19 protein-coding genes are annotated in these 20701 nt (G+C 67.8%); 11 read left to right on the top strand and 8 right to left on the bottom strand.

The annotated features are described in order from the left end of the window. Positions 1-1602 (bottom strand): FAD-binding oxidoreductase, encoded by a 1602-nt coding sequence (locus PHA29_RS05905; RefSeq protein ID WP_270848633.1) that lies wholly within the window; start codon positions 1600-1602, stop codon positions 1-3. A gap of 274 nt (positions 1603-1876) precedes the next feature. Between PHA29_RS05905 and PHA29_RS05900 the strand changes: the two genes are divergently transcribed. Both PHA29_RS05900 and PHA29_RS05895 read left to right on the top strand, forming a co-directional pair. Further along, positions 1877-2200 carry a hypothetical protein gene (locus tag PHA29_RS05900; protein ID WP_270848632.1) on the top strand — a complete coding sequence of 108 codons (324 nt, stop codon included), beginning with the start codon at positions 1877-1879 and terminating at the stop codon, positions 2198-2200. Between the two features lie 82 nt (positions 2201-2282). Then, on the top strand, positions 2283-3005 hold the full coding sequence (locus tag PHA29_RS05895; protein ID WP_270404377.1) for a DUF554 domain-containing protein: 723 nt from the start codon (positions 2283-2285) through the stop codon (positions 3003-3005). A gap of 144 nt (positions 3006-3149) precedes the next feature. Here the strand turns inward: PHA29_RS05895 and PHA29_RS05890 are convergent, their stop codons facing one another. Next, positions 3150-3569, bottom strand: coding sequence for a peptide deformylase (locus PHA29_RS05890; protein WP_270848631.1), 420 nt, complete (start codon positions 3567-3569; stop codon positions 3150-3152). 178 nt (positions 3570-3747) lie between these two features. Here PHA29_RS05890 and PHA29_RS05885 point away from each other — a divergent pair, with 178 nt between their 5' ends. Beyond that, positions 3748-4371: a tRNA (cytidine(34)-2'-O)-methyltransferase gene (locus tag PHA29_RS05885; protein WP_270404381.1), complete on the top strand. Its 624-nt coding sequence runs from the start codon at positions 3748-3750 to the stop codon at positions 4369-4371. A 139-nt stretch (positions 4372-4510) separates the two neighbouring features. Here the strand turns inward: PHA29_RS05885 and PHA29_RS05880 are convergent, their stop codons facing one another. After that, positions 4511-5941 carry an amidophosphoribosyltransferase gene (locus tag PHA29_RS05880; protein WP_270404383.1) on the bottom strand — a complete coding sequence of 477 codons (1431 nt, stop codon included), beginning with the start codon at positions 5939-5941 and terminating at the stop codon, positions 4511-4513. A gap of 177 nt (positions 5942-6118) precedes the next feature. Here PHA29_RS05880 and PHA29_RS05875 point away from each other — a divergent pair, with 177 nt between their 5' ends. Next, positions 6119-7201 (top strand): DNA/RNA non-specific endonuclease, encoded by a 1083-nt coding sequence (locus tag PHA29_RS05875; protein ID WP_270848630.1) that lies wholly within the window; start codon positions 6119-6121, stop codon positions 7199-7201. Between the two features lie 41 nt (positions 7202-7242). Here the strand turns inward: PHA29_RS05875 and PHA29_RS05870 are convergent, their stop codons facing one another. Continuing rightward, positions 7243-8049, bottom strand: a complete 807-nt coding sequence (locus PHA29_RS05870; RefSeq protein ID WP_270848629.1) for a tyrosine-protein phosphatase — start codon at positions 8047-8049, stop codon at positions 7243-7245. A gap of 280 nt (positions 8050-8329) precedes the next feature. Between PHA29_RS05870 and PHA29_RS05865 the strand changes: the two genes are divergently transcribed. After that, positions 8330-9070 (top strand): SDR family NAD(P)-dependent oxidoreductase, encoded by a 741-nt coding sequence (locus PHA29_RS05865; RefSeq protein ID WP_270848628.1) that lies wholly within the window; start codon positions 8330-8332, stop codon positions 9068-9070. Positions 9071-9482: 412 nt separating this feature from the next. Here the strand turns inward: PHA29_RS05865 and PHA29_RS05860 are convergent, their stop codons facing one another. Beyond that, positions 9483-11252, bottom strand: coding sequence for a DUF2130 domain-containing protein (locus tag PHA29_RS05860; RefSeq protein WP_270848626.1), 1770 nt, complete (start codon positions 11250-11252; stop codon positions 9483-9485). A gap of 221 nt (positions 11253-11473) precedes the next feature. Continuing rightward, positions 11474-12265: a 4Fe-4S binding protein gene (locus PHA29_RS05855; protein ID WP_270848625.1), complete on the bottom strand. Its 792-nt coding sequence runs from the start codon at positions 12263-12265 to the stop codon at positions 11474-11476. 478 nt (positions 12266-12743) lie between these two features. Between PHA29_RS05855 and PHA29_RS05850 the strand changes: the two genes are divergently transcribed. Then, positions 12744-13928, top strand: coding sequence for a hypothetical protein (locus PHA29_RS05850; RefSeq protein WP_270848624.1), 1185 nt, complete (start codon positions 12744-12746; stop codon positions 13926-13928). A 3-nt stretch (positions 13929-13931) separates the two neighbouring features. On the opposite strand, the gene dcm is transcribed toward PHA29_RS05850, so the two are convergent. Beyond that, positions 13932-15191 (bottom strand): DNA (cytosine-5-)-methyltransferase, encoded by a 1260-nt coding sequence (gene dcm, locus PHA29_RS05845; RefSeq protein WP_270848623.1) that lies wholly within the window; start codon positions 15189-15191, stop codon positions 13932-13934. A 166-nt stretch (positions 15192-15357) separates the two neighbouring features. Here dcm and PHA29_RS05840 point away from each other — a divergent pair, with 166 nt between their 5' ends. From PHA29_RS05840 to PHA29_RS05825, 4 genes are all read left to right on the top strand, one after another. Continuing rightward, complete coding sequence (locus PHA29_RS05840) at positions 15358-16872, top strand: Sau3AI family type II restriction endonuclease (protein WP_270848621.1); 1515 nt, start codon at positions 15358-15360, stop codon at positions 16870-16872. Positions 16873-16915: 43 nt separating this feature from the next. Then, positions 16916-17326, top strand: a complete 411-nt coding sequence (locus PHA29_RS05835; RefSeq protein WP_270848619.1) for a peptide deformylase — start codon at positions 16916-16918, stop codon at positions 17324-17326. A 122-nt stretch (positions 17327-17448) separates the two neighbouring features. After that, entirely contained in the window at positions 17449-18336 is an 888-nt protein-coding gene (locus tag PHA29_RS05830; protein WP_270848618.1) for a DUF5131 family protein, read from the top strand. A gap of 303 nt (positions 18337-18639) precedes the next feature. Further along, the gene (locus tag PHA29_RS05825; RefSeq protein ID WP_270404403.1) at positions 18640-19200 is read left to right on the top strand and encodes a ferritin family protein; all 561 of its coding nucleotides are present in this window, start codon (positions 18640-18642) and stop codon (positions 19198-19200) included. 129 nt (positions 19201-19329) lie between these two features. Here the strand turns inward: PHA29_RS05825 and PHA29_RS05820 are convergent, their stop codons facing one another. Continuing rightward, positions 19330-19611, bottom strand: coding sequence for a hypothetical protein (locus tag PHA29_RS05820; protein WP_270574864.1), 282 nt, complete (start codon positions 19609-19611; stop codon positions 19330-19332). Between the two features lie 243 nt (positions 19612-19854). Between PHA29_RS05820 and PHA29_RS05815 the strand changes: the two genes are divergently transcribed. After that, positions 19855-20472, top strand: coding sequence for a putative ABC transporter permease (locus PHA29_RS05815; protein WP_270848616.1), 618 nt, complete (start codon positions 19855-19857; stop codon positions 20470-20472). Positions 20473-20701 lie beyond the last annotated feature (229 nt).

Below are 20701 nucleotides of genomic sequence, written 5' to 3'. Positions count from 1 at the left end.
TCACGCACCCCCTTCGCACAGATGCGGGTCGAACAGGTTGCCGCGGCCGAGCTGGCAGTACGGGTCGAACCGCCGCTTGAGTGCGGCCATCTCGGCCACCGCGCGACCGCCGTACATCACGGCGAGGAAATCGCGCTTGAGCTTGCCGACGCCGTGCTCGGCCGAGACGGCGCCGCCCATTGCGGTCGCCTCGCGCGCCCAGACGCCGAACAGCTCCTTGCCCGCGGCGTACTCGCGCGCGTCACGCGGCAGGATGTTGACGTGGAGGTGGTTGTCGCCGATATGCCCCCACGCGGCGGACTGGAGCCCCGCCTCGGCGAGGGTGCGGCGGTACAGCGCGACGACGTCGCGCAGGCGGTCGTCGGGCACGGACATGTCGCTGCCGAGCTTGGTGATGGACGGGTCGGCGCGGCGGCGCGCGTCGATGAGCATGTTGACGCTCTCGGGCACGGCATGGCGGAAGAAGCGCTGCGTCTCGCGGTCGACGTCCGTGCGCGCCACCCAGGTGTCGGCCGGGTCCCCGCCGACGCCGGACATCAGCTCGGCGACGCGGGCGAGGTCCCCGCGCGCCGACTCCTCGTCATCGCAGGCGATCTCCACGTAGACGCAGCAGCCCCAGGCGTCGTCGAGCCCCGGAAGGGACGCGAAGGCGGCCGCGTGCGCGCGCTGGGACCGCAGGATGTCGAGCGCCGCGGCGTCGAAGTACTCGAAGGCCGCCGCGTGGCGCAGGGCGGGCCGGGCGGCGGCCACGAAGTCGACGGCGCGGTCCTCGCAGTCGAAGAAGCAGCTCACACCCCAGGTGACGGCAGGTGCCGGCGAGAGGGCGACCTCCAGCTCCGAGATCACGCCGAGCGTGCCGTCGGAGCCCACGAACAGGTCGATGGCGTCCATGTCGTCCTCGACGAAGTACCCGGACGCGTTCTTGGTGCGCGGCATGGCGTACCGGGGAAGGTCGACCTCGAGGGAGCGTCCCGACTCCGTGGAGAGCGCGAGGCGCCTCCCGCGCGCGCGGACCCGACCCCGGCGCAGGTCGATGACGTCGCCGTCCGCGAGGACGACGCGCAGCGCGCTCACGTGCGGGCGCATAGGGCCCCAGCGGTAGCTGCGCGCGCCCGAGGCGTTGCACGCGGCCATCCCGCCGAGGCAGGCCGAGGTCTCGGTCGGGTCGGTGGGGAGCACCTGCTCGGGGCCCGCGTAGAGCCGCTCGAGGGCGCGCAGGTCCGCCCTGCCCCACCCCCGCGCGGGGATGGTCCCGGCGGCCAGGTGGCGCCTCAGCTCCGAGAGGACGACCCCGGGCTGCACGCGCAGGTAGAACACCCCGTCCTCCTCGCGCAGCCCCAGAAAGCGGTTGGCGCGGGAGAGGTTCATGACGTGGCCGCCGCCCGGGACCGCGCCCGCCGCCAGGCCCGTCCGCGCGCCCTGGACCGTGACGGGGGGCGGGGCGGCGGCGGAGCCGTCGGGGCGGGTCCGCAGCGCGCGCAGGACGGAGCGGATCCCATCCTCGTCGGCGGGGAACGAGATGGAGTCGGCGCTGCCGACGCTGCGCGACTCGTCATGCAGGTACTCGGCGTATTCCCGAGTCATGGGGTGGATAGCCGTCATAGGTGACCTCTCCGGTATCTCTTTAGCGTGATAAAGCGACAGCGGTACCCACTATAGGGGATGGCGAGGTCGCGGCGGGCGCGATCGGCGATTATGACGGGCGTGTGAACGGGCGCGGCGGGGCGCGAAAACGGCTCCGGATGATCTTCCGCCCTCCTGAGCTGCGGCTGTCGGATGGCGGTAAGGACCTGCGGGACGGACGCGGGACCGCCCGCGCTAGCATGGGCGGTCCCGCCGCGGACGAGGCGCCGCGGCACGTGCGGAAGGAGGACCCATGGCCCTGTACTGGCCGCAGCGCGCCCTCGCGCTCGACATCGTGGACGATCCGTGCTCGGCCCCCGTCGACCGGGAGGCCTTCCCGGGGCTGACGGTGGTCGAGCTCACCCGCGGCCAGCTCGCCCACCCCGCCGCGGCGAAGCGGGCGCTCCGTCGTGCGGGGGCGGGCGGCGGGCGCGATGTCGCGCAGGCGGTCGCCGACCTGCTCGCACACGGGGGCATCGCCGCGCGGCACGGCGCGACGGCCGCGGCCCGCGGCGCAGGGACCGTACGGCACGGCGAGCAGGACGGCGGCGCGGGGCGCGCGCGATGGGACGGGTAGCCCGGCGCGGGATTTGCTAGGATGCATACGGCAAGAGAGGAATCCCCGCGCGCGGGCGCGGGAGGACCGCGGCGAGGTGCGCATGATCGGCTTGGGAACGCTCATCAACGTCGCCTGCATCCTGGCGGGCGGCGCCGTCGGCCTGGCGGGCGGGCGGTTTCTGGTCCCCCGGGTGCAGGACGCCCTCATGAAGGCGACGGGCCTCTGCGTGCTGTTCGTGGGGCTCTCCGGCGCGCTCGAGCAGATGCTTGCGGTGGATGGCGGACGCCTCGTGAGCGGCGGGACGGCGATGATGGTCGTGTCCTTCGCGCTCGGGTCCGCGGCGGGCGAGCTGATCGATCTCGACGCGCGATTCGAGCAGCTGGGAGCATGGCTGCGCCGCGCCACGGGCAGCGAGGGCGACGCGGGGTTCGTGAACGGGTTCGTGTCGGCCTCGCTCACCGTGAGCATCGGCGCCATGGCGATCGTGGGGTCCATTCAGGACGGCATCGCGGGCGACTGGTCGGTCCTCGCCCTCAAGGGGGCGCTCGACGCCGTGATCGTGTGCGTGATGAGCGCGTCGCTCGGCCGCGGCTGCCTGTTCTCGGCCCTGCCCGTCGCCGTGATCCAGGGTTCGATCACCCTGCTCGCCCAGCCCCTGGGACCCCTCATGACCGAGGCCGCGCTCGCGAACCTCTCCATCGTGGGGTCCATGCTCATCTTCTGCGTGGGCGTGAACCTGATCTGGAAGGGCACCTTCAAAACGGCCAACATGCTGCCCGCGGTGGTCGTCGCCGTCGCCTGGGCGCTCGCGGGCCTGGGGTAGCTGGAGGAACGCCTGCGCCCCCGCGGGAGATCCGCCGCACGGGGGGCGCACCGGTTCACGGACGATGCCCGGAGGGACCCGGCCGCGGCGGCCGCCCGGGTACGGGGATGCGGCGCCGCGGGCCCCGGGGTGCGGGGCGCACTCCTAGACCAGCTTGCCGTTGCAGTGGTCGATCATGTGCTGGACCATCTGGGCGACCCAGCCGGTGAAATCGCGGCGGCGGGGCTTGAGCTCGCCGTCGACCAGCTCCTCGAAGCTCACCTTGGCCTTGGCGAAGCGGGTCACCTTGGCGTCGTCGTCATGCGAGAGGCAGCGCTCGGTGCACTTGTAGGCGCCGAGGCCGAGCAGCAGCTTGGGGTTGTACATGACGTGGGTCCGGCCCTCGTCGTCCGCGAACACCACGAGCGCCTTGGCCGCGCCGATCTGGTTGGCCGCCAGGCACGCGGCGTCCTCCGTCGCCTCCATGGTGTCCAGAAGGTCCTGGGCGAGGGGGGCGTCCTCGGCGGTGGCGGGCTCGCAGGGCTGGGAGAGGATGGCGTCGTCGTGCACGAGCTCTTTGATCATCGTTGCGTCCTTTCGGAATCGTCGGCGGTATGCGCGGGCGCGCCCGCGGCGGGGCGGGTCGCGCGCATCGGCACCACATGATAGCAGCGCGCGGGATATCGTGCCGACCCCGGGCGCCGCATGGCACAATGGACAGGCGCCCGGCACCCGGGAACGCCCCCCGATGGCAAGGAGAACCATGCTCAACATCGTGCTGCACGAACCGGAGATACCCGCCAACACCGGCAACATCGGCAGAACCTGCGTGGTGACGGGGAGTCGTCTGCACCTCGTCGGGCCGCTCGGGTTCTCGCTCGACGAGCGCATGCTCCATCGGGCGGGGCTGGGATACTGGGACAGCCTCGACGTCTCCGTCTACCGGGACTGGGACGATTTCATCGACCGATGCGGCCTCGCCGGGCCGCAGGGGCGCCGGCGCCTGCACCTGCTCACCAAGAAGGCCCGGCGGACCTACGCCGAGTCGACCTACCGCGACGGGGACTTCCTGGTGTTCGGGAAGGAGAGCTCGGGGCTTCCCGAGGAGCTGCTCGCCGCCCTCCCCTCCCGCTGCGAGCGCATCCCCATGCTGCCCGACGCCGCATCGCTCGGGAACGCCGAGTCATGGGAGGCGCGCGAGCGCGGGCTCCATCCCGAGGCCGCCGACCGGGATGCGGGGGCCTCGCCCCTGCGCGCCCAGGACATCTGCGGCAACTTCATCGACCCGGACGGGTACCGCATCAGCGCGCTCAACCTCTCCAACGCCGCCGCCGTGGTGCTCTACGAGGCGCTGCGCCAGACCGGTTTCCCCGGCATGGAGGCCTAGGGGCCGCGCCCCGCGGCGGGCGGGGCGCCATGGGTTTGAACGAACCCGTCCCCAGTCAACCCGGGGCCGCACCCCGCGCGCCCCGCGGCGGGCGGGGCGCCATGGGTTGGAACGAACCCGTCCCCAGTCAACCCGTCGGCTACTCCCTGCCGTCCCAGCAGTAGGTGCACACCTTCGTCGGGTCGATGCCGATGGCCTCGAGCATGCCGGGCAGCGACTGGTACCCCAGGCTGTCGAAGCCGAGCTGCTCGCAGATGCGGCGCAGCATGCACTTGCCGCGCTCGGTCGAGCTGTCCGCGTACTCGTCCAGATGCTTGTCGCCCTCGGGGCCCTCCAGCTCGCGCACGACGCGGCGCGCGATGAGGTCCTGGTCGGACTTCCCGCGCGAGAACGACAGGTACTTGCAGCTGTACATGATCGGCGGGCAGGCGGAGCGCATGTGGACCTCGGCCGCGCCCGCGCTGTACAGGAAGTCGACCGTCTTGCCGAGCTGCGTGCCGCGCACGATGGAGTCGTCCACGAACAGCAGGCGCTTGCCGCGGATGAGCTCGGGCACGGGGATCTGCTTCATCTCGGCGATGCGGTCGCGCACGCTCTGGTTGGTGGGCATGAAGGAGCGCGACCAGGTGGGGGTGTACTTGATGAAGGGGCGCGCGAAGGTGGCGCCGCACTCGTTGGCGTAGCCGATGGCGTGCGGCAGGCCCGAATCGGGCACGCCGGCGACGTAATCCACCTCGGGCAGGGTCCCCGCCGCCGCCTCGTCGCGCGCCATGACGTGCCCGTTGCGATAGCGCATGACCTCGACGTTCACGCCTTCGTAGTTGGAGTTGGGGTAGCCGTAGTAGACCCACAGGAACGCGCAGATCTTCATCTCGTCGCCCGCGGGGGACACGCTCCGGTAGCCGTCGGCGTCGACCCGCACGATCTCGCCGGGACCGAGCTCGTAGGCGTCCTCGTAGCCCAGCTTGTGGTAGACGAAGCTCTCGAACGAGATGCAGTAGCCCGCGCCCTCGACGTCGCGGCCGATCAGCACCGGCAGGCGCCCGGCGCGGTCGCGCGCGGCGAAGACCACGCCGTCCTCCGTCATGACGAGCAGGGTGAGCGAGCCCACGACCGACTCCTGCGCGAAGCGGATGCCCTCCACCAGGTCGTCCTTCTGGTTGATGAGGGCCGCCACCAGCTCGGTGTGGTTCACCGCGCCGGAGCTCATCGCCATGAACTGGGCGCCGCCCTGCTCGAAATAGCGCTCGATGAGCTCGTCGGCGTTGTTGATGACGCCGACCGTGGTGATGGCGAAGGTCCCGTGGTGGGAGCGCACGAGCAGGGGCTGGGGATCGGTGTCGCTGATGCAGCCGATGCCGCTCGTCCCGTGGAAGCGCTCGAGGTCCTTGTCGAAGCGCGAGCGGAACGGCGTGTTCTCGATGGAGTGGATCTCCTTCTGGAACCCTCCCGTCCCCTCGCAGATCACCATGCCCGCGCGCCGCGTACCGAGATGCGAGTGGTAGTCGACGCCGAAGAAGACGTCGAGCACCACGTCGCGCTTGGAAACCGCCCCGAAGAAACCGCCCATTCCGTGAACCCCCATCGAGTTGCCGATAACGAGCACAGTATATCGGTCGCGGGGGTCGCATATGGCGAGAATGAGGAAGCGCACAACCGGCACGCGCGCGGAACGCCGGTCCGCGCAGGCTGATGGCATACTGCTTGCATTAACCGACCCCCTTGGGACGGACGGAAGGGACTGCGGATGGGCGCACGCGACGCATGGGATGCACGGATGGACGGCCTCGGCTCGGACCGGGAGGGCGGCCCCGGGGAAACGGCCCAGCCGGCGCGCGCGACCCGCCTCGGCTTGCGGGCGGCGCTCGCGGCGCTCGCCCTGGCGCTCCTTCTCGCCCTGCCCCTCGGCGGCTGCTCCGAGCGCATCGCGTCATCCCCGTACATATCCGGGAGCTCCTCCGGGACGGGCGCGCCCGCCGCTCAGGCGACGGAGGGCTCGCCCGAGGCCGAGCGGCTCGCCGCGCAGGCGGCGGAGGGGCCGTCGTTCACGGAGGATGAGCTCGCGTCCGCGCGAGCCGACCCCGGCTACGAGGAATACGCCCCGCTCGACGAGCTCGGCCGCTGCGGCACGGCGACGGCCGTCGTCGGCCCCGAGACCATGCCGGAGGAGGGAGAGGAGCGCGGCTCCATCGGCATGGTGAAGCCGTCCGGTTGGCAGACGGCGCGCTACGACGACCTGGTCGAGGGCCGCTACCTCTACAACCGCTGCCACCTCATCGGCTGGCAGCTCACCGCCGAGAACGCCAACGAGGGGAACCTCGTCACCGGCACCCGGTGGATGAACGCCGAGGAGATGCTCCCCGTCGAGGACGCCGTCGCCGACTACGTGCGGGGCACGGGCAACCACGTGCTCTACCGGGCGACCCCCGCCTTCGCGGCCGACGAGCTCGTATGCCGCGGCGTGCTGCTGGAGGCGGTCTCGCTCGAGGACGGCGGGGACGCGATCTCGATCGCGTCCTGGTGCCCCAACGTGCAACCGGGCATCGAGATCGACTACGCGACCGGCGACAGCGCCGCGGCGGCGGATGAGGGGGCGCGGGCACAGGGAGCGGGGCCCGCGGGCGAGACGGGCGGCGGCGCAACCGGTGGCGCGGGGGCCTCGGAGGCGACCGAACGCGCCTACGTGCTCAACGAGAACACCCGCCGCTTCCACGACCCCTCGTGCCCGTCGGCGGAAGACATCGCCCCGCGCAACCGCCGCGACGTGACCGCCGCGCGCGACGAGCTGATCGCGCAGGGGTACCGGCCGTGCGGCAGATGCCGCCCGTAGCGGACGCGACGGGCGTCGAGCGCACGGCGGCGCGGGGCTGATCAGACGAGGTAGCGGGCGCGCAGCTCCGCCACGGCGTCGCCATCGACGCCGAGCGCCTCGGAGAGGTAGGCCCCGATCCCGCCGTAGGCCCCCTCGATCGCGGCGGTCGCGGCGTGCAGGAAGCGCAGGTCGACCCCGTTCAGGACGTCCATGGGGTCCGCTCCCTCGGCGGACGGGTCGATCCCGTAGAAGCGGTTGGTGGCCAGGTAGTCCGCCTCGATCACGGGCTCCGGCACGCCGAGGGCCGCCTCGAGCAGCACGCTCGCCATGCCGCAGCGGTCCTTGCCCGCGGAGCAGTGCCAGAGCACCGAGCCCTCGCGCTCGTCGAGGATCTCCCGGAAGAAGGCGGAGTACGCGGCGATCCCGTCGTCGTCGAGGACCAGGTGCGGGTAGAGCGTGACGAACAGCTGGGCGGGCTCGACCTCGCCCTGCATCATCTGGCGAGCGACGCGTTCCATATCCTGCATGCTGCGCGACACGCCGGATGCCGGGCCGTGGAAGACCGGCAGGCGGACGAGGCGGGCGCCCGGCAGCTCCCCCATGGGGTCGGGCTTCTCGGCGCACTCCTCATCGGTGCGCAGGTCGACGACGAGCCGCAGACCGTACTCGCCGCCCAGCCGGGCGAGGTCGGCAGGCGTGGCGGATGCGAGCTGCCCCGAGCGCAGGAGGCGGCGGAAGACGATCCTGCGGCCGTCCGCCGCGGGGAGCCCGCCCAGATCCCGCGTGTTCGGCAGGCCCTCGAAGCCGATGCGTCCGTTGTCGGTGTGGCCCGCCGCCTGCGCGGCGTCCAGCTCCTGCTCCTCCATGGGTCGTCCCCTCCTCGGTCCTTCGGATGCGGTCCACGATACCAGAGCGGGCGCCGCAGCGCGTGTCGGCGCCATGGAGGAGCGGCGCCGGGCGCGGGCGCGGCGGAACCCCGGACCGCTCGCCCGGATGGCGTGCGACCGTTCGCGGCCGGAGGGCGTCGGTTGCGCAACTCCGGGATGCGAACGGGTAGGAGAATCCACGCATCTACCGACGCGCGGCGCGCGGGCGACGCCATGGGGCGACCCGCGCCCGCGGACCCCGAGCAACCAGGAGGTCATCATGCTGCTCAAAGGCAAGACCGCGATCGTGACCGGCGGATCGCGCGGCATCGGGCTGGCCATCGTCAAGCGCTTCCTCGAGGAGGGGGCGAACGTCGCGCTGTGCGGCAGCCGCCCGGAGACGGCCCAAAAGGCCGTCGAGGGGATCCTCGCCGAGCACCCCGACGCCCCGGTGATGGGCCTCTTCCCCGACCTCACCGACGAGGCCGCAGTGGAGGCCGCGATGCGCGAGGCGTCCGAGCGCTTCGGCGGGCTCGACATCGTGGTCAACAACGCGGGAATCTCGCAGTCCACCCCGCTGGGCGACTACACGCCCGACGAGTTCGACCGCATCATCGACGTCAACGTCAAGAGCGTGCTCAACGGCTGCCAGGCGGCCTCGCGCGTGCTCGGGGCGGGCGGCGTCATCATCAACACGAGCTCGATGGTGAGCAAGATGGGGCAGCCCTCGGGCGTGGGCTACCCCATGTCCAAGTTCGCCGTGAACGGCATCACCGTCTCGCTCGCCCGCGAGCTCGGGCCGCGCGGCATCCGCGTGAACGCCGTGGCGCCGGGCGTCACCGCGACCGACATGGTCGCGGCGCTGCCCGAGGAGATGATCAAGCCCATCGCCGACGGGATCCCGCTGAAGCGCGTGGGCCAGCCCGAGGACGTCGCCAACGCCTTCGTGTTCCTGGCGAGCGACCTCGCCGCGTACGTGACCGGCGACGTGCTCCACGTCGACGGGGGCATGACGGTGTAGCCGGGGCGCGCCCCGTCCCCCGGGACGCGGAAACGGGTATCGGGGCGACCCGGGAACCCCGGTCTGGCGCGACGGGCGCCGGGATGCTCGCGCGGCATCCCGGCGCCCGCTTCATGAGGCGCGGCCGCAGCCGGCCCCGGCGGCACCGGCTGCGGCCCGAACCCACGGGCGCCTCTCGCATCGGCCGCGCTGCGCATGTAGGCGAACGCGACGCGGAACACCGTGTCGCGATGGCGCTCGACCGCCTCGCGGAACTCCCGTTCGGTCAGCATCTCCCCTCCTCTCGCATCGTTTCCCTTCACTGACGATACGCATGGGGAGGGCGGATTGTTTCACCGGAGGCCGAAAACGGTCGGGATGACGTCCTAGAAAGATTGTCCGAACAGCGATAGACGAGGTCGGATGGGGAGTATCAGTCCTCGCGCCCCTCTGCGGGCTCCGCCTCCGGCACCGCCTCTGCCTCGACCGCGGAGGCCTCCTTGAGCCCGGGGGCGGCGACCCGGCCGTCCTCCTCCTCGCGCGCGGCGCGGGCCTCGTCGAACTTCGCCTTCATGGTCGGGTTCTTCCACGTGAGCTTCCGGATAGTCAGCGCCTGCGCCTTATCGTTGGCGAGGCGCAGGTTGTTCTCCGAGGACAGGAGGTTCTCCTTCACCTTCTGCAGGTGCTTGATGGTGGTATCGATCTCGTTGATCGCATCGTTGAACTTGCGGCTCGCGCGCTCGAAGTTCTGGGAGAAGCCGTCTTGGAACTTCCCGAGTTTCTCCTCGAAGTTCGTCACGTCGATGTTCTGCTGGCGGACCAGGGCGAGCTCCTGCTTGTAGGCGAGCGCGTTCATCGCGGCGTTGCGCAGCAGCGTGATGATGGGGATGAAGAACTGCGGGCGGATGACGTACATCTTGGGGTAGCGGTACCCGACATCCACGATACCGGCGTTGTACAGCTCGCTCTCCGGCTCCAGCAGCGAGACCAGGATGGCGTACTCGCAGCCCTTCTTGACGCGGTCCGCGTCCAGCTTCTTGAAGAAGTCCTCGTTCTTGTGCTTGGTGGCCGTGGTGTCGTTCTCGTTCTTCATCTCGAACATGATGGAGACGACCTCGTTGCCGTCCTCGTCGCACTCGCGGAAGATGAAGTCCCCCTTGCTGCCCTCGGATGCGTCGTTGTCCTTCTCGAAGTACGCGCGCGGGAAGGCCGTCATGCGCAGGCGGTTGAACTCGTTCTCGCAGTGCTGCTCGAGGGTCTCCCCCACCATCTTGGTGGACAGGCGCGCCTTCATGTCGCGCAGGCGCTCGATCTCCGCGTCCTTGTAGCGCAGCAGCTCGTCGGCGCTCTTGCGCACCTGCTCGATCTCGAGGCTGTGCGCCGCCTCCATCTGGTGCTGCTCGGCGTCGCGCACGGCCTGCGCCCGGGCGAGCTCGGCGCGCGCCTCGTCGCGCTCGCGCTCCGCCGCCGCCACGGCCTGCGCGACGGCGAGCCGGCGCTCGGTGTCGCCGGAGGCGAGCTGGGCCTTGAGCTCCGCGATCCGGGCGTCGCGCTCGGCGACGCCGCGCTGGAGCTCCGTCTGGGCGTTCGCCTGGGCGAGCTTGGCCGCGGCCTCCTGCTCCGCGAGCCGGGCGCGCAGCTCGTCGGCCTGCTTGCGGGCGCGGTCCGCCTCCGCCTGGAGCTCGTCTCTCAGCTCGGTCTCGGATGCGCGCTGGCGCTCGCGGGCCTCGGCGTCGGCTTTCTGCAGGGCCATCTCCTGCGCGCTCGACGCGGCCTCGAGCTGCGCCCGGAGCGCGGAGATCTGCGTATCGCGCTCGGACAGGTCGCGCTGGGCCTGCTCGCGGGCCTCGGCGGCCGCCTTCTCGATCGCGAGGGCGCGCTCCTGGTCGGCGGCGTCGAGCCGGGCGGAGAGCTCGGCGATGCGCTGCTCCCGCTCGGCGACGCTGTCCTTGAGCTCGCCGGCGGCCGCGGCCTTGAGCTCGGCGATCCGGGCGTCGCGCTCGGACAGGGCCTCCTGCAGCTTCCGGTCCGCCTCGGCGCGGGCGAGGGCGAGGGCGTCCTCGCGCTCGCGCGCGTACATCTCCTCGCGCTCGTGCAGGTCGTGCGCGAACTGCTCGTCGCGCACCTGCCGCACGATGTCGGCGTAGCTGTTCTCGTCGACGGTGAACACAGCTCCGCACTTGGGGCATTTGATCTCGCTCATGCCTGCTCCCCTCGTCTGCGCCGGTTCCGGCGCGCTTCGTCTGCCAATACCATACCGCGCCGTGCGGACATTCGGGGGCCGCGTGGCGCGCGGGCTCCGGCTGTGCGGGAGCCCGCGCCGCTGAGGGGGCCGCGCAGCCCCAGGGAGCGCCCCGATGCAGCGGACGCCTCGCCGCAGGGAACACCCCGATGCGGGGGATGCCCCTTCGCGGCGCGCCGCCCCTACAGCACGGTGTAGGACTCGACGCGGGGCGCCAGGCGCTCGGCGAAGGCGGCGCGCTGCCGCGCGAGCGCCTCTCCCCCGGTGAGCGAACGGGCGCCGGCGGGGCACACCTCGATGCACCGCATGCAGGTGACGCATGCGTCCGCATCGGTGGCCGCCGGGTCCGCGGCGTCGATCGCCCCGGCAGGGCACTGGCGGGCGCAGGTCCCGCACGCGACGCAGGCCGCGGCGTCCGCCCGGGCCCGGAACGGCACCCCGTTGAAATCGCGGTAGGGGCGGTCGCGGGGGATGTCGGCGAGGGCGGCCGCGGGGGCGGCGGGGGCCTGCGCGAGCTTCTCGAGCGCCGCGGCGGCCAGGGCGTCGACCGCGGCGAGGTCCGCCGCGTCGGGGCGGCCCGGGGCGACGTCGACCATGAGGGAGTGGTGCGCGACGATGGCGCCGAGGGCGACCGGCACGAAGCCGCGTGCGCGCACGGCGTCGGCGAGCTCGAGGAACGTATCGTCCACCGCCCGGTTGCCGAAGGTGACGACGAGGACGGCGGGGGTGTCGTCCCCCTCGCAGCGGGCGAGGCGCTCGAGCGCCGGTGCAGGCACGCGCCCGCCGTATGACGGGACGGCGAAGACCGCGAGGTCACCCGGACCGAAGGCGGGCACCTCCGCGCCATGCGGCGTGATGTCCGCGGCGCGGGCGGGCACGCCCGCGACCTCGGCGGCCGCCGCGAAGCGCTCGGAGACGGCGCGGGTCGTCCCCGCTCCGGTGAAGTACGAGACGACGCATGCGGTGATGTCCATGGCAGGTTCCCTTCTCGTGGCGTCACCGGACACGCTACCACGAAATGGGGAGGTGGGACGATGGAGCATTGGGGAAACACGGTGCCCGCCCCTTACAGTGACTTCGTGCTCTCGACGACAGGCAGCGCCCGCATTTTCATCGACACGCAGGCACAGGCAGAGTATCCCGAATTCTTTGCCAACGGCAGAACGTCAGCATGTGAAACCTCTCAATGCGTTGAGAGGTTTTCGATTTTCTGGGAAAGTTCTCAATACGTTGAGAACTTTCCATGCTGTTCTGGTGCCTTCGACTACGAAATGATAGACGACCATCCTCTCTGGACGCTTTCGCCCGAGTCGCCGCGGCACGAGAAACGCCCCCGTCTGCCCGTTCCCACCGACCAGCGGCGCAATCGAACCATAGCGACCCATGAATACATGAGATGCTGGATGGGTCTTCAGCTGATCAGGATAGCGACGACACAGCAAAGGGTGCATCATGCCTGCAGGATTCCTCTTTTCCATCAACGGCGGTAAATCAGCTAATCCGCTCGATACAATCACCCCGTGCGTACACGATGGTATCTTCTCAGTGCTTGTGAACGAGAACTGGACGAGTCCGGTAGCCTCTACTTTGGGCGATCATGTGTGCATGCAACCGGGGGACAGTGTCTACTTCTTCGGCAAACGGACGATTTACGGTATCGGCGAAATCATCGACGCGCTCGAGGAGGGGGATGGGGCTTTCGAGGTGGCTCAGGGTTCTTCTTCTCCAAGGTATAAGCCGCAAGCGAACCGCCCTCAAAACAATGGAAGCGATGAAGGGCGAATCAAGAGGTGGGCACTCGCCTTCAAGCCGTCGCCATTCTTCTTCACAGACGGCATCGACATGGATGACCTGCTCTTGTCCAACCCCGCTGCGTTTCGCTCGCTCCGCACGTTTCACCAACGCTCATTCATCCAATTCGACGACGAGGAGAACCGGGCTTTCAGAGCCGCCTTCCTGCGAAAGTTCGAGCACGTGCTCAGCGATGCGGACCTTCAATCCGATACCACGATACCCTGTGGATATGAAAACACGATAGACCGGATACGGAACAACAAGATGCCCGGAATCGAGGCCTCGCCGATCGATCTTGCAAACCTCTTCCTTCACTATAGAACCGGTGAAGGGCTCAGGAACGAGATGGCGGTCGAAATCGGCCTTCTCCATGCCCTCCGACATGGGGAGCCTAGCGCCGTCGAGACATTTGGGTCTTGGGATTACCTTGCCCATCAGGTGCACGCCTCGCCTTTCAAGCCCATCGAATACATGGACAAAATCGATGTGTTCGGCTACCGATGGATCAGGGGCTGCGAGGAGAAGGTGATCTCGAAGTATCTCATCGTCGAAATCAAATGCGGCGCTGCCCAGCTCGCCGATACAAGCCCGGTCAAGGATTACGATCAACTCATGAAATACGTCGACTGGGTTTGCACCCAATATGCCCACGGGGATTACTCCATGATCGAGGCGTACCTTTTGGCGCAGTCCTTCGATTTCTCATCCTGCAAGCTTATGAAAGAAGCGACGAAACGGTCATACGTCAACGGACATGAGGCTAAAACGCAGTATTGGGACAACTTCAACTGCGCGACATATCGGGCGACCCCCGAGGGCACGTTGATGTTCGAGCGGATTTGACACTTAACGGGACAACCGACGGGAGATAACCTCCCCGATTCTGTGGGGGATGCCGGTTACCAGGGCGTTGCCCATGCAAAATGCACGCTGTCCATCAGTCATACCGGTGTCAGTCCAACCTTTCGGGAAACACTGAAGCTGGTCCAACTCGTCGGGAACCAGACGGCGCAAGCGACCATCGGAAGTTTCGATTACATGTTTGAACCGGGAAGGCGTGACTCCGCCCTCGCCCGTGAGAATCGTGCGCGACGGCCTATCGAGAGCATCTGGGAACGCCATGGAGCCTTCCGAATAGAAATATGTGTGACCGGACTTGCTTGTCCGCTCGAGCTGCTTCGCACCTTTGAGATATCTCCAGTCCGCAACCCTATCCTCGGGCACATAGTACTCCTCAGGCACTTCCGCCTCAGGTACCAAGACGTCTCCAAGATATGCACGCGAGCCCGTGTAATGCTCTTCCACTTTTGCCGTTACCACGCGGTGGCCCTGCATGGCACCGGCATCGAGAAACGGCGAGCTCTTCTCCCCCAATCCGAATCGATCGGAATTGTCCGCAGGGTTCTCGAGAATCTCGAGCTCAGAAGTTTCGTCAATCGGTTCGATGGGAAATGCTTCTGCGAGGACGCCATCCGACAGCCTGGATTCAAGGTCCCAACCCTCATCGGTTTTCTCGGCATAGATGTATACACGCTTTCGCCGCTGGGGGAAGCCATATTCCGCACTGTTGATCACCCGCCATTCGACGGCATAACCGAGCGATGCGAAGCATGCGAGGATGATTGCAAAATCGCGACCGCGCTGAGAGGCCGGGCTCTTCAGTAAGCGATCGACGTTCTCGAATAGGCCGAATCGAGGCTCTTTGAGGCGAAGGAAGCGATAGATGTCCCACCACAAGACGCCCTTTTTTCCCTCGATGCCGCTCGCCTGAGAGAGGGTGCGCGCTACGGAGTAATCCTGGCAGGGGAACCCTCCCACGACCATATCGACATCCGGAATATCCATCTCGCCCGCTTCATAGCGATCGAGCACCTCATGGATATCCTCGTTGACGACGGAATCCTCTCCGAAATGAGCCTTGTAGCATCGCGCAGCAAACTGCCGGCGATCGGTTCCGGGCTCCCATTGATTCGCCCAAATCGTTTCAAACGGCCCTGCAGGCGGCATGCTGAACTCCGGATGAACGGGATCATCGAAGCCGTCCAAGCCCAGTCTAAAGCCTCCGACACCCGCAAAAAGCTCGGCAACCGCAATCTTAGAGGACACGTTTCTCCAATCGCTGCTGTGTTCTCCCGCCGAGCCATTGTAGAATGCCGCGTCGACATTGAGGGGATCAACACTCGATCTCCGTATTCTAGCTGCGACAACGCTACAGTTGCAATCGAGTCATATACTTAGTGTCACCATCATTCCCGCGCTCCTGGGGGCACACATGGACAAAGGCATCGACTTCAAGCGTCTGCTCGCCAAGACGGACCTCGGCGATGGAGCGAGCATCGAGCGGTACGCCGTAAGACTCAAGGGAATGACGTTCCGAGATGTTTTGGACCTCGATATAAAACCTGATGGCTACGATCGAAAGAACTACGGCAGCACCCGATACAAAGGGGGAATGGGCAACTTGCTGGAAGAGCGCTATTTCGGCTATAAGTCGAATAGCGATGAGCACCCCGATTTTCCCGATGCGGGGGTCGAGCTCAAGGCGACGTGCTACGACATCCGTAAAAAAGATGGGAGGCCGACGGCCGGGGAGCGCCTTTCCTTGACCATGATTCCCTATGACCGTCCCGTCACCGTAGATTTCGACTCCTCCCACGTGTGGTCGAAATGTCACTCAATCCTGCTCGTGTACTATCACCGAGACCGCTCGATGGAGAAATACGATCAGCGCATCACGCATGTGAAGCTGTTCACGCCCCCGGAAGAGGACCTGAAAATCATCCGCGAAGACTACAGGACCATAGTCTCGTATATTCGCTCCGGACGAGCCCACGAGCTCAGCGAGGGGCTCACAACCTATCTTGGCGCCGCGACCAAAGGCGCGACGGCAGAGAGCAGCCTCGTCGAACAGTATTACCCGCATCTCGAAGAGGACGGTACGCTCGTCCATATCAAAGCAAAGAAGCGCGCCTTCTCATTTAAGCGCCAGTATATGGACTATGTTCTCCACCATTATCTTATGGGCGAGCCTGATGATGCGGAAAGCATCGTCAGCACGGAAGACCTTGACCGCTCTTCGTTCACCCAGCACGTTCACGACCTCATCGCATCCCACTTCGGGAAGACAGACCGCGAGATTGCGCAGGAATACGACCTCCCATACACCGGAAACAAGGCGCAATGGACATCACTCGTCTATCGCATGCTCGGCATACGGGGAAATCATGCGAAGGAGTTCAAGAAGGCAGGAATATCCGTTCGAGTGGTCCGCATCGAGGAAAACAGCAACATCAAAGAGAACCTCTCGTTCGCCCCGTTTGAATTCTCCGAACTGCTTGCTGAGGAATGGGAATCTTCGACATTTCGCACGTATCTCGAAGAAACAAGGTTCTTCTTCGTCGTCTTCAAGAAGCGCAGCGGAGCATATCATCTCGCAACGTGCGGATTCTGGAATATGCCGGTATCCGACATAGAGGGAGATGCCCGGTCATGCTGGGAAGAGACGCGTCGGGTGATTCGGCGCGGGGTCAGACTGGATATTCGGACCCGGACGGAATCGAATCCGGTAATCACGAACGATCTGCCCGGTATGGCAGACAATCCCATCGCGCATGTCAGACCACATGCTCAAAAGGCGGCCTACCTGCTCTCTGACGGAACAGAGATAGGAGACATCCAAAAAGACGCTTCTCGTCTTCCAGACGGAAGATGGATGACAAAGCAGAGTTTCTGGTTCAACAAGAAGTACGTGCTCAATATCTTGAAGAACCTGGATGGCGCTTCCTGAGGCATCTAGGACTCCGCATAATCCCCCGTCCAAAGGAGCCCCTATGATCAGACCCATCGTCACCTCCCCGATCGCACTGCGGATGCCGAGCGTCGACGCCGGCCCCGAGGACGCCGCCGTCGGGCAGGACCTCCTCGACACCCTCGCGGCGCATGCGGACTCGTGCGTCGGCATGGCGGCGAACATGATCGGGCAGCGTAAGCGCATCATCGTGGTGAGCGACGGCGGGCGGGCGCTCCTCATGTACAACCCCCGCATCATCGAGCGCGCGAACCCCTACCGCGCCGAGGAAGGATGCCTGTCGCTTCCGGGCACGCGGGGCGCGGAGCGCTGGAGGCGCATCAGGGTGTCGTACCTCGACGACGCCTTCCGCCCGGTGACCCGCGCCTTCACCGGCGACACGGCGCAGATCATCCAGCACGAGGTCGACCACTGCGACGGCGTCCTGATCTGACGCCGATGCGCCGACCGCGTCTTTTCGCCGCAGCGGCCCGCCGCCGATGCGCCGACCGCGCGCATACCCCCGCCGGGGCGTACCATATGGCCGAAGCCATCGGACCGCGGAGGGGAGGCCCCGTGCACGACATCTGGAACCCGTGGCACGGCTGCACGCGCGTGAGCGAGGGCTGCGACAACTGCTACATGTTCTACAACGACGAACGGCGCGGCATCGACCCCTCGCAGGTCGTTCGGACCGGGAACTTCGACTACCCTCTCCAGCGCACGCGCGACGGCTCCCTGCGCGTGCGGCCCGGTGAGCTCATCCGCGTCTGCATGACCTCGGATTTCCTCGTCGAGCAGGCGGACCCGTGGCGCGCCGAGGCGTGGGACGTCATCCGCGCCCGTCCCGATGTGCGCTTCTTCATCCTCACCAAGCGCCCCGAGCGCCTCGCCGCCTGCCTGCCGCCCGATTGGGGCGACGGATGGGAGAACGTGATGCTGAACGTCACCTGCGAGAACCAGCGGCGCGCCGACGAGCGGATCCCGCTGCTGCTCGCCGCGCCCGCCAAGCACCGCGGCATCATGTGCGCGCCCTTCATCGGACCGGTCTCCCCTCGCGCCTCGTCCCCCGGGTGCCTCGGCCCCGGGGGCATCGAGCAGGTCATCTGCGGGGGCGAGAACTACGCGGGCGCCCGCCCGTGCGACTTCGATTGGGTCCGCTCCCTGCGCGCCGAATGCGTCGAGGCCGACGTGACGTTCGCCTTCATCGAGACGGGGACGGTCTTCGTCAAGGACGGGCGCACGTACCGGCTGCGCGGGAAGCGCCTGCAGAGTCGGCAGGCGTGGAAATCGGGCATGGGGTACCAGGGGCGCCCGATCGCATGGCACCTCACCGACTCCCTCGGCCTCGACATCCCCGAGCGCGACCTGTACCGCCCGCGGCACCTCGAGCAATGCGCGGAATGCGGCAGCCGGCTCATCTGCAACGGGTGCGCGGGCTGCGCCACCTGCTGGATGCGATAGGGCGCACGCGAGCCGTTTGCGGCGGTGCCGCCGGCGGCGGCCGCGTGCAGGGGCGGGGCTGCGCCGCAGCGCCGGCTCGCGCTGCATGCGGCGAAACGGCGTCGCTCCCGAACGCGGCGTCCGAGGGGTGTCAGTTCAACGCGGCTGACTTACTGTGAAGGTCCTGAGAACATTTTAGGAATCAATCTCAATATGTGCCCGCACCGACCCCATTTGTTCATAATGACAGACGTACGGCGCGTCCGTCCGGAGAGGGCCCGAAGGGCTGGACGGCGCGCAATCGCCGATGATCGGAGGATGATCATGAAGTTCGTTTGCCCCGTTTGCGGTTACGTTGAGGAGTTCGACGGCGACGAGCTGCCCGAGGGCTTCAAGTGCCCCCAGTGCGGCGTTGACGGCTCCCGCTTCATCAAGCAGGACGAGACCGAGATGACCTGGGCCGCCGAGCACGTCATCGGCGTGGGCAAGCTCCCCGAGGTCTCCGAGGACATCGTCAACGACCTGCGCGCCAACTTCGAGGGCGAGTGCACCGAGGTCGGCATGTACCTGGCCATGGCCCGCGTCGCCCATCGCGAGGGCTACCCCGAGATCGGCCTGTACTGGGAGAAGGCCGCGCACGAGGAGGCCGAGCACGCCGCCAAGTTCGCCGAGCTGCTGGGTGAGGTCGTGACCGACTCCACCAAGAAGAACCTCGAGATGCGCGTCGAGGCCGAGAACGGCGCCACCGCCGGCAAGACCGACCTCGCCAAGCGCGCCAAGGCCGCCGGCCTGGACGCCATCCATGACACCGTGCACGAGATGGCCCGCGACGAGGCCCGTCACGGCAAGGCCTTCGCCGGCCTGCTGAAGCGCTACTTCGGCTAAGCCGCGCGCACAGCACACCAGCGCATGGAAAGCGCCCCCGGGAGACCGGGGGCGCTTTTTCTTTCCCGCTCGGTACCCCGCTGCGCGGGCAGGGGAACGCCCGCGGCGGGCGCGGCCGCGCCGGAGCCGCTAGAGGACGCTCTCCTCCCCGCGCCCCTCGCGCTCCTCGCGCACGATGCGCGCCATCTCCCGCACGCCGAGCAGGGCGGGGTACACCAGGAACGCCGCCCCGAAGACCGCGGCGGCCAGGTTGTCCAGCGCACCGGACAGCGCCCCCGCCTGGGGCGCGAGCCCGTCGATGAACCTGCTGACGATGACCGTGACGTACGTGCAGCCCGCGTATCTGAGCAGCTGCCCCTTGAGGCCGGTGAACTCGCTCTCGCGCTCCTGTATCTGGTCCGCAACCTGCATCGCGCCACCCCCGTCGCCTTACCGCGCCCAAACGGCGCCTGTTCCTATGCTCACGCTACCCGCCCCGCGCAAAGCCCCCGTATGGGATGTGTCAGAGAAACGTAAGGGACGGCGGGCGGCAGCGGCGGGACCCCAAGGGTCAACGGGTGTTTGAACGACCCTCCCTCACCTATCGCATACCACCTCTGACCAGCATACTTAACAAGTTTGCAAGAGAAGCACCTCGAAGGTACAGGAGGGAAGATGCATCAGATTTCACGAAGGCGCTTCGGCGCGGTCGCGCTGGGGTCGCTCGCCTGCGCGCTCGCCGGCGTCGCGGGATGCACGGGAGGCGGCGCGGCCGCGGGAAGCGCGCCGGCGGGGACCTCGTCCTCGGGCGCCCTGCGCATCGGCGTCCGGTCCGACATCGTCGGGTTCGGATACCTCAACGAGCATATCCCCGACCCCGTGGCCGAGCTGTTCGGCGGGAGGACGAGCACGCTGTTCATGTGCATGTGGGGCGCGCTCGGCTTCGTCTGGATCAAGCTGTGCCTGCCCTGGCTGCTCAAGTTCATCAACGTCATCCCGTGGCGGGCGCGCTACTCGTTCACCGCCTTGTGCGCGGTGCTCATGGCCGTCAACGGCATCATGACCCTCCAGGCGCTCGACTGCTGGTTCGAGCGGCTCTCGGGGGTCGCGCAGACCGCTCCGGTCGAGCGGTTCTACGCCGAGCACTTCGACAACGCGTACATGGAGCACCGGTTCGAGAGCATGACCATCACGCCCCAGAACTCCAGCCGCATCGACGACTCCGCCCTCGCCGACGCCGTCGGCGGGACGACCGCTCCCGACACGGCGGCAGGGTCCCAGACCGCGGCGTAGGCGGCCCCCGGCACCCGACGGCATACAGGCCCCCTTCGACGAAAACGCCCCCGGCAGACTCAGCCTGCCGGGGGCGTCGCGCTATCCGCACGCCGTATGCGTGCGCGGGGTCTTAGAAGCGGTTGCCGCGATGGTTGCCGCTGAAGCCGCCGCGCCCGCCGCGGTCGTCACGGCCGCGGCCGCCGCGCGGACCGAAGTTGCCGCGCCCGCCGCGGTCGCCGCCACGGCC

This window comes from Candidatus Collinsella stercoripullorum, assembly GCF_027669965.1.
GTDB lineage: Bacteria > Actinomycetota > Coriobacteriia > Coriobacteriales > Coriobacteriaceae > Collinsella > Collinsella stercoripullorum.
Note: the sequence above shows the minus strand (reverse complement) of the source record. Positions and strands in the feature narration are given on the sequence as shown.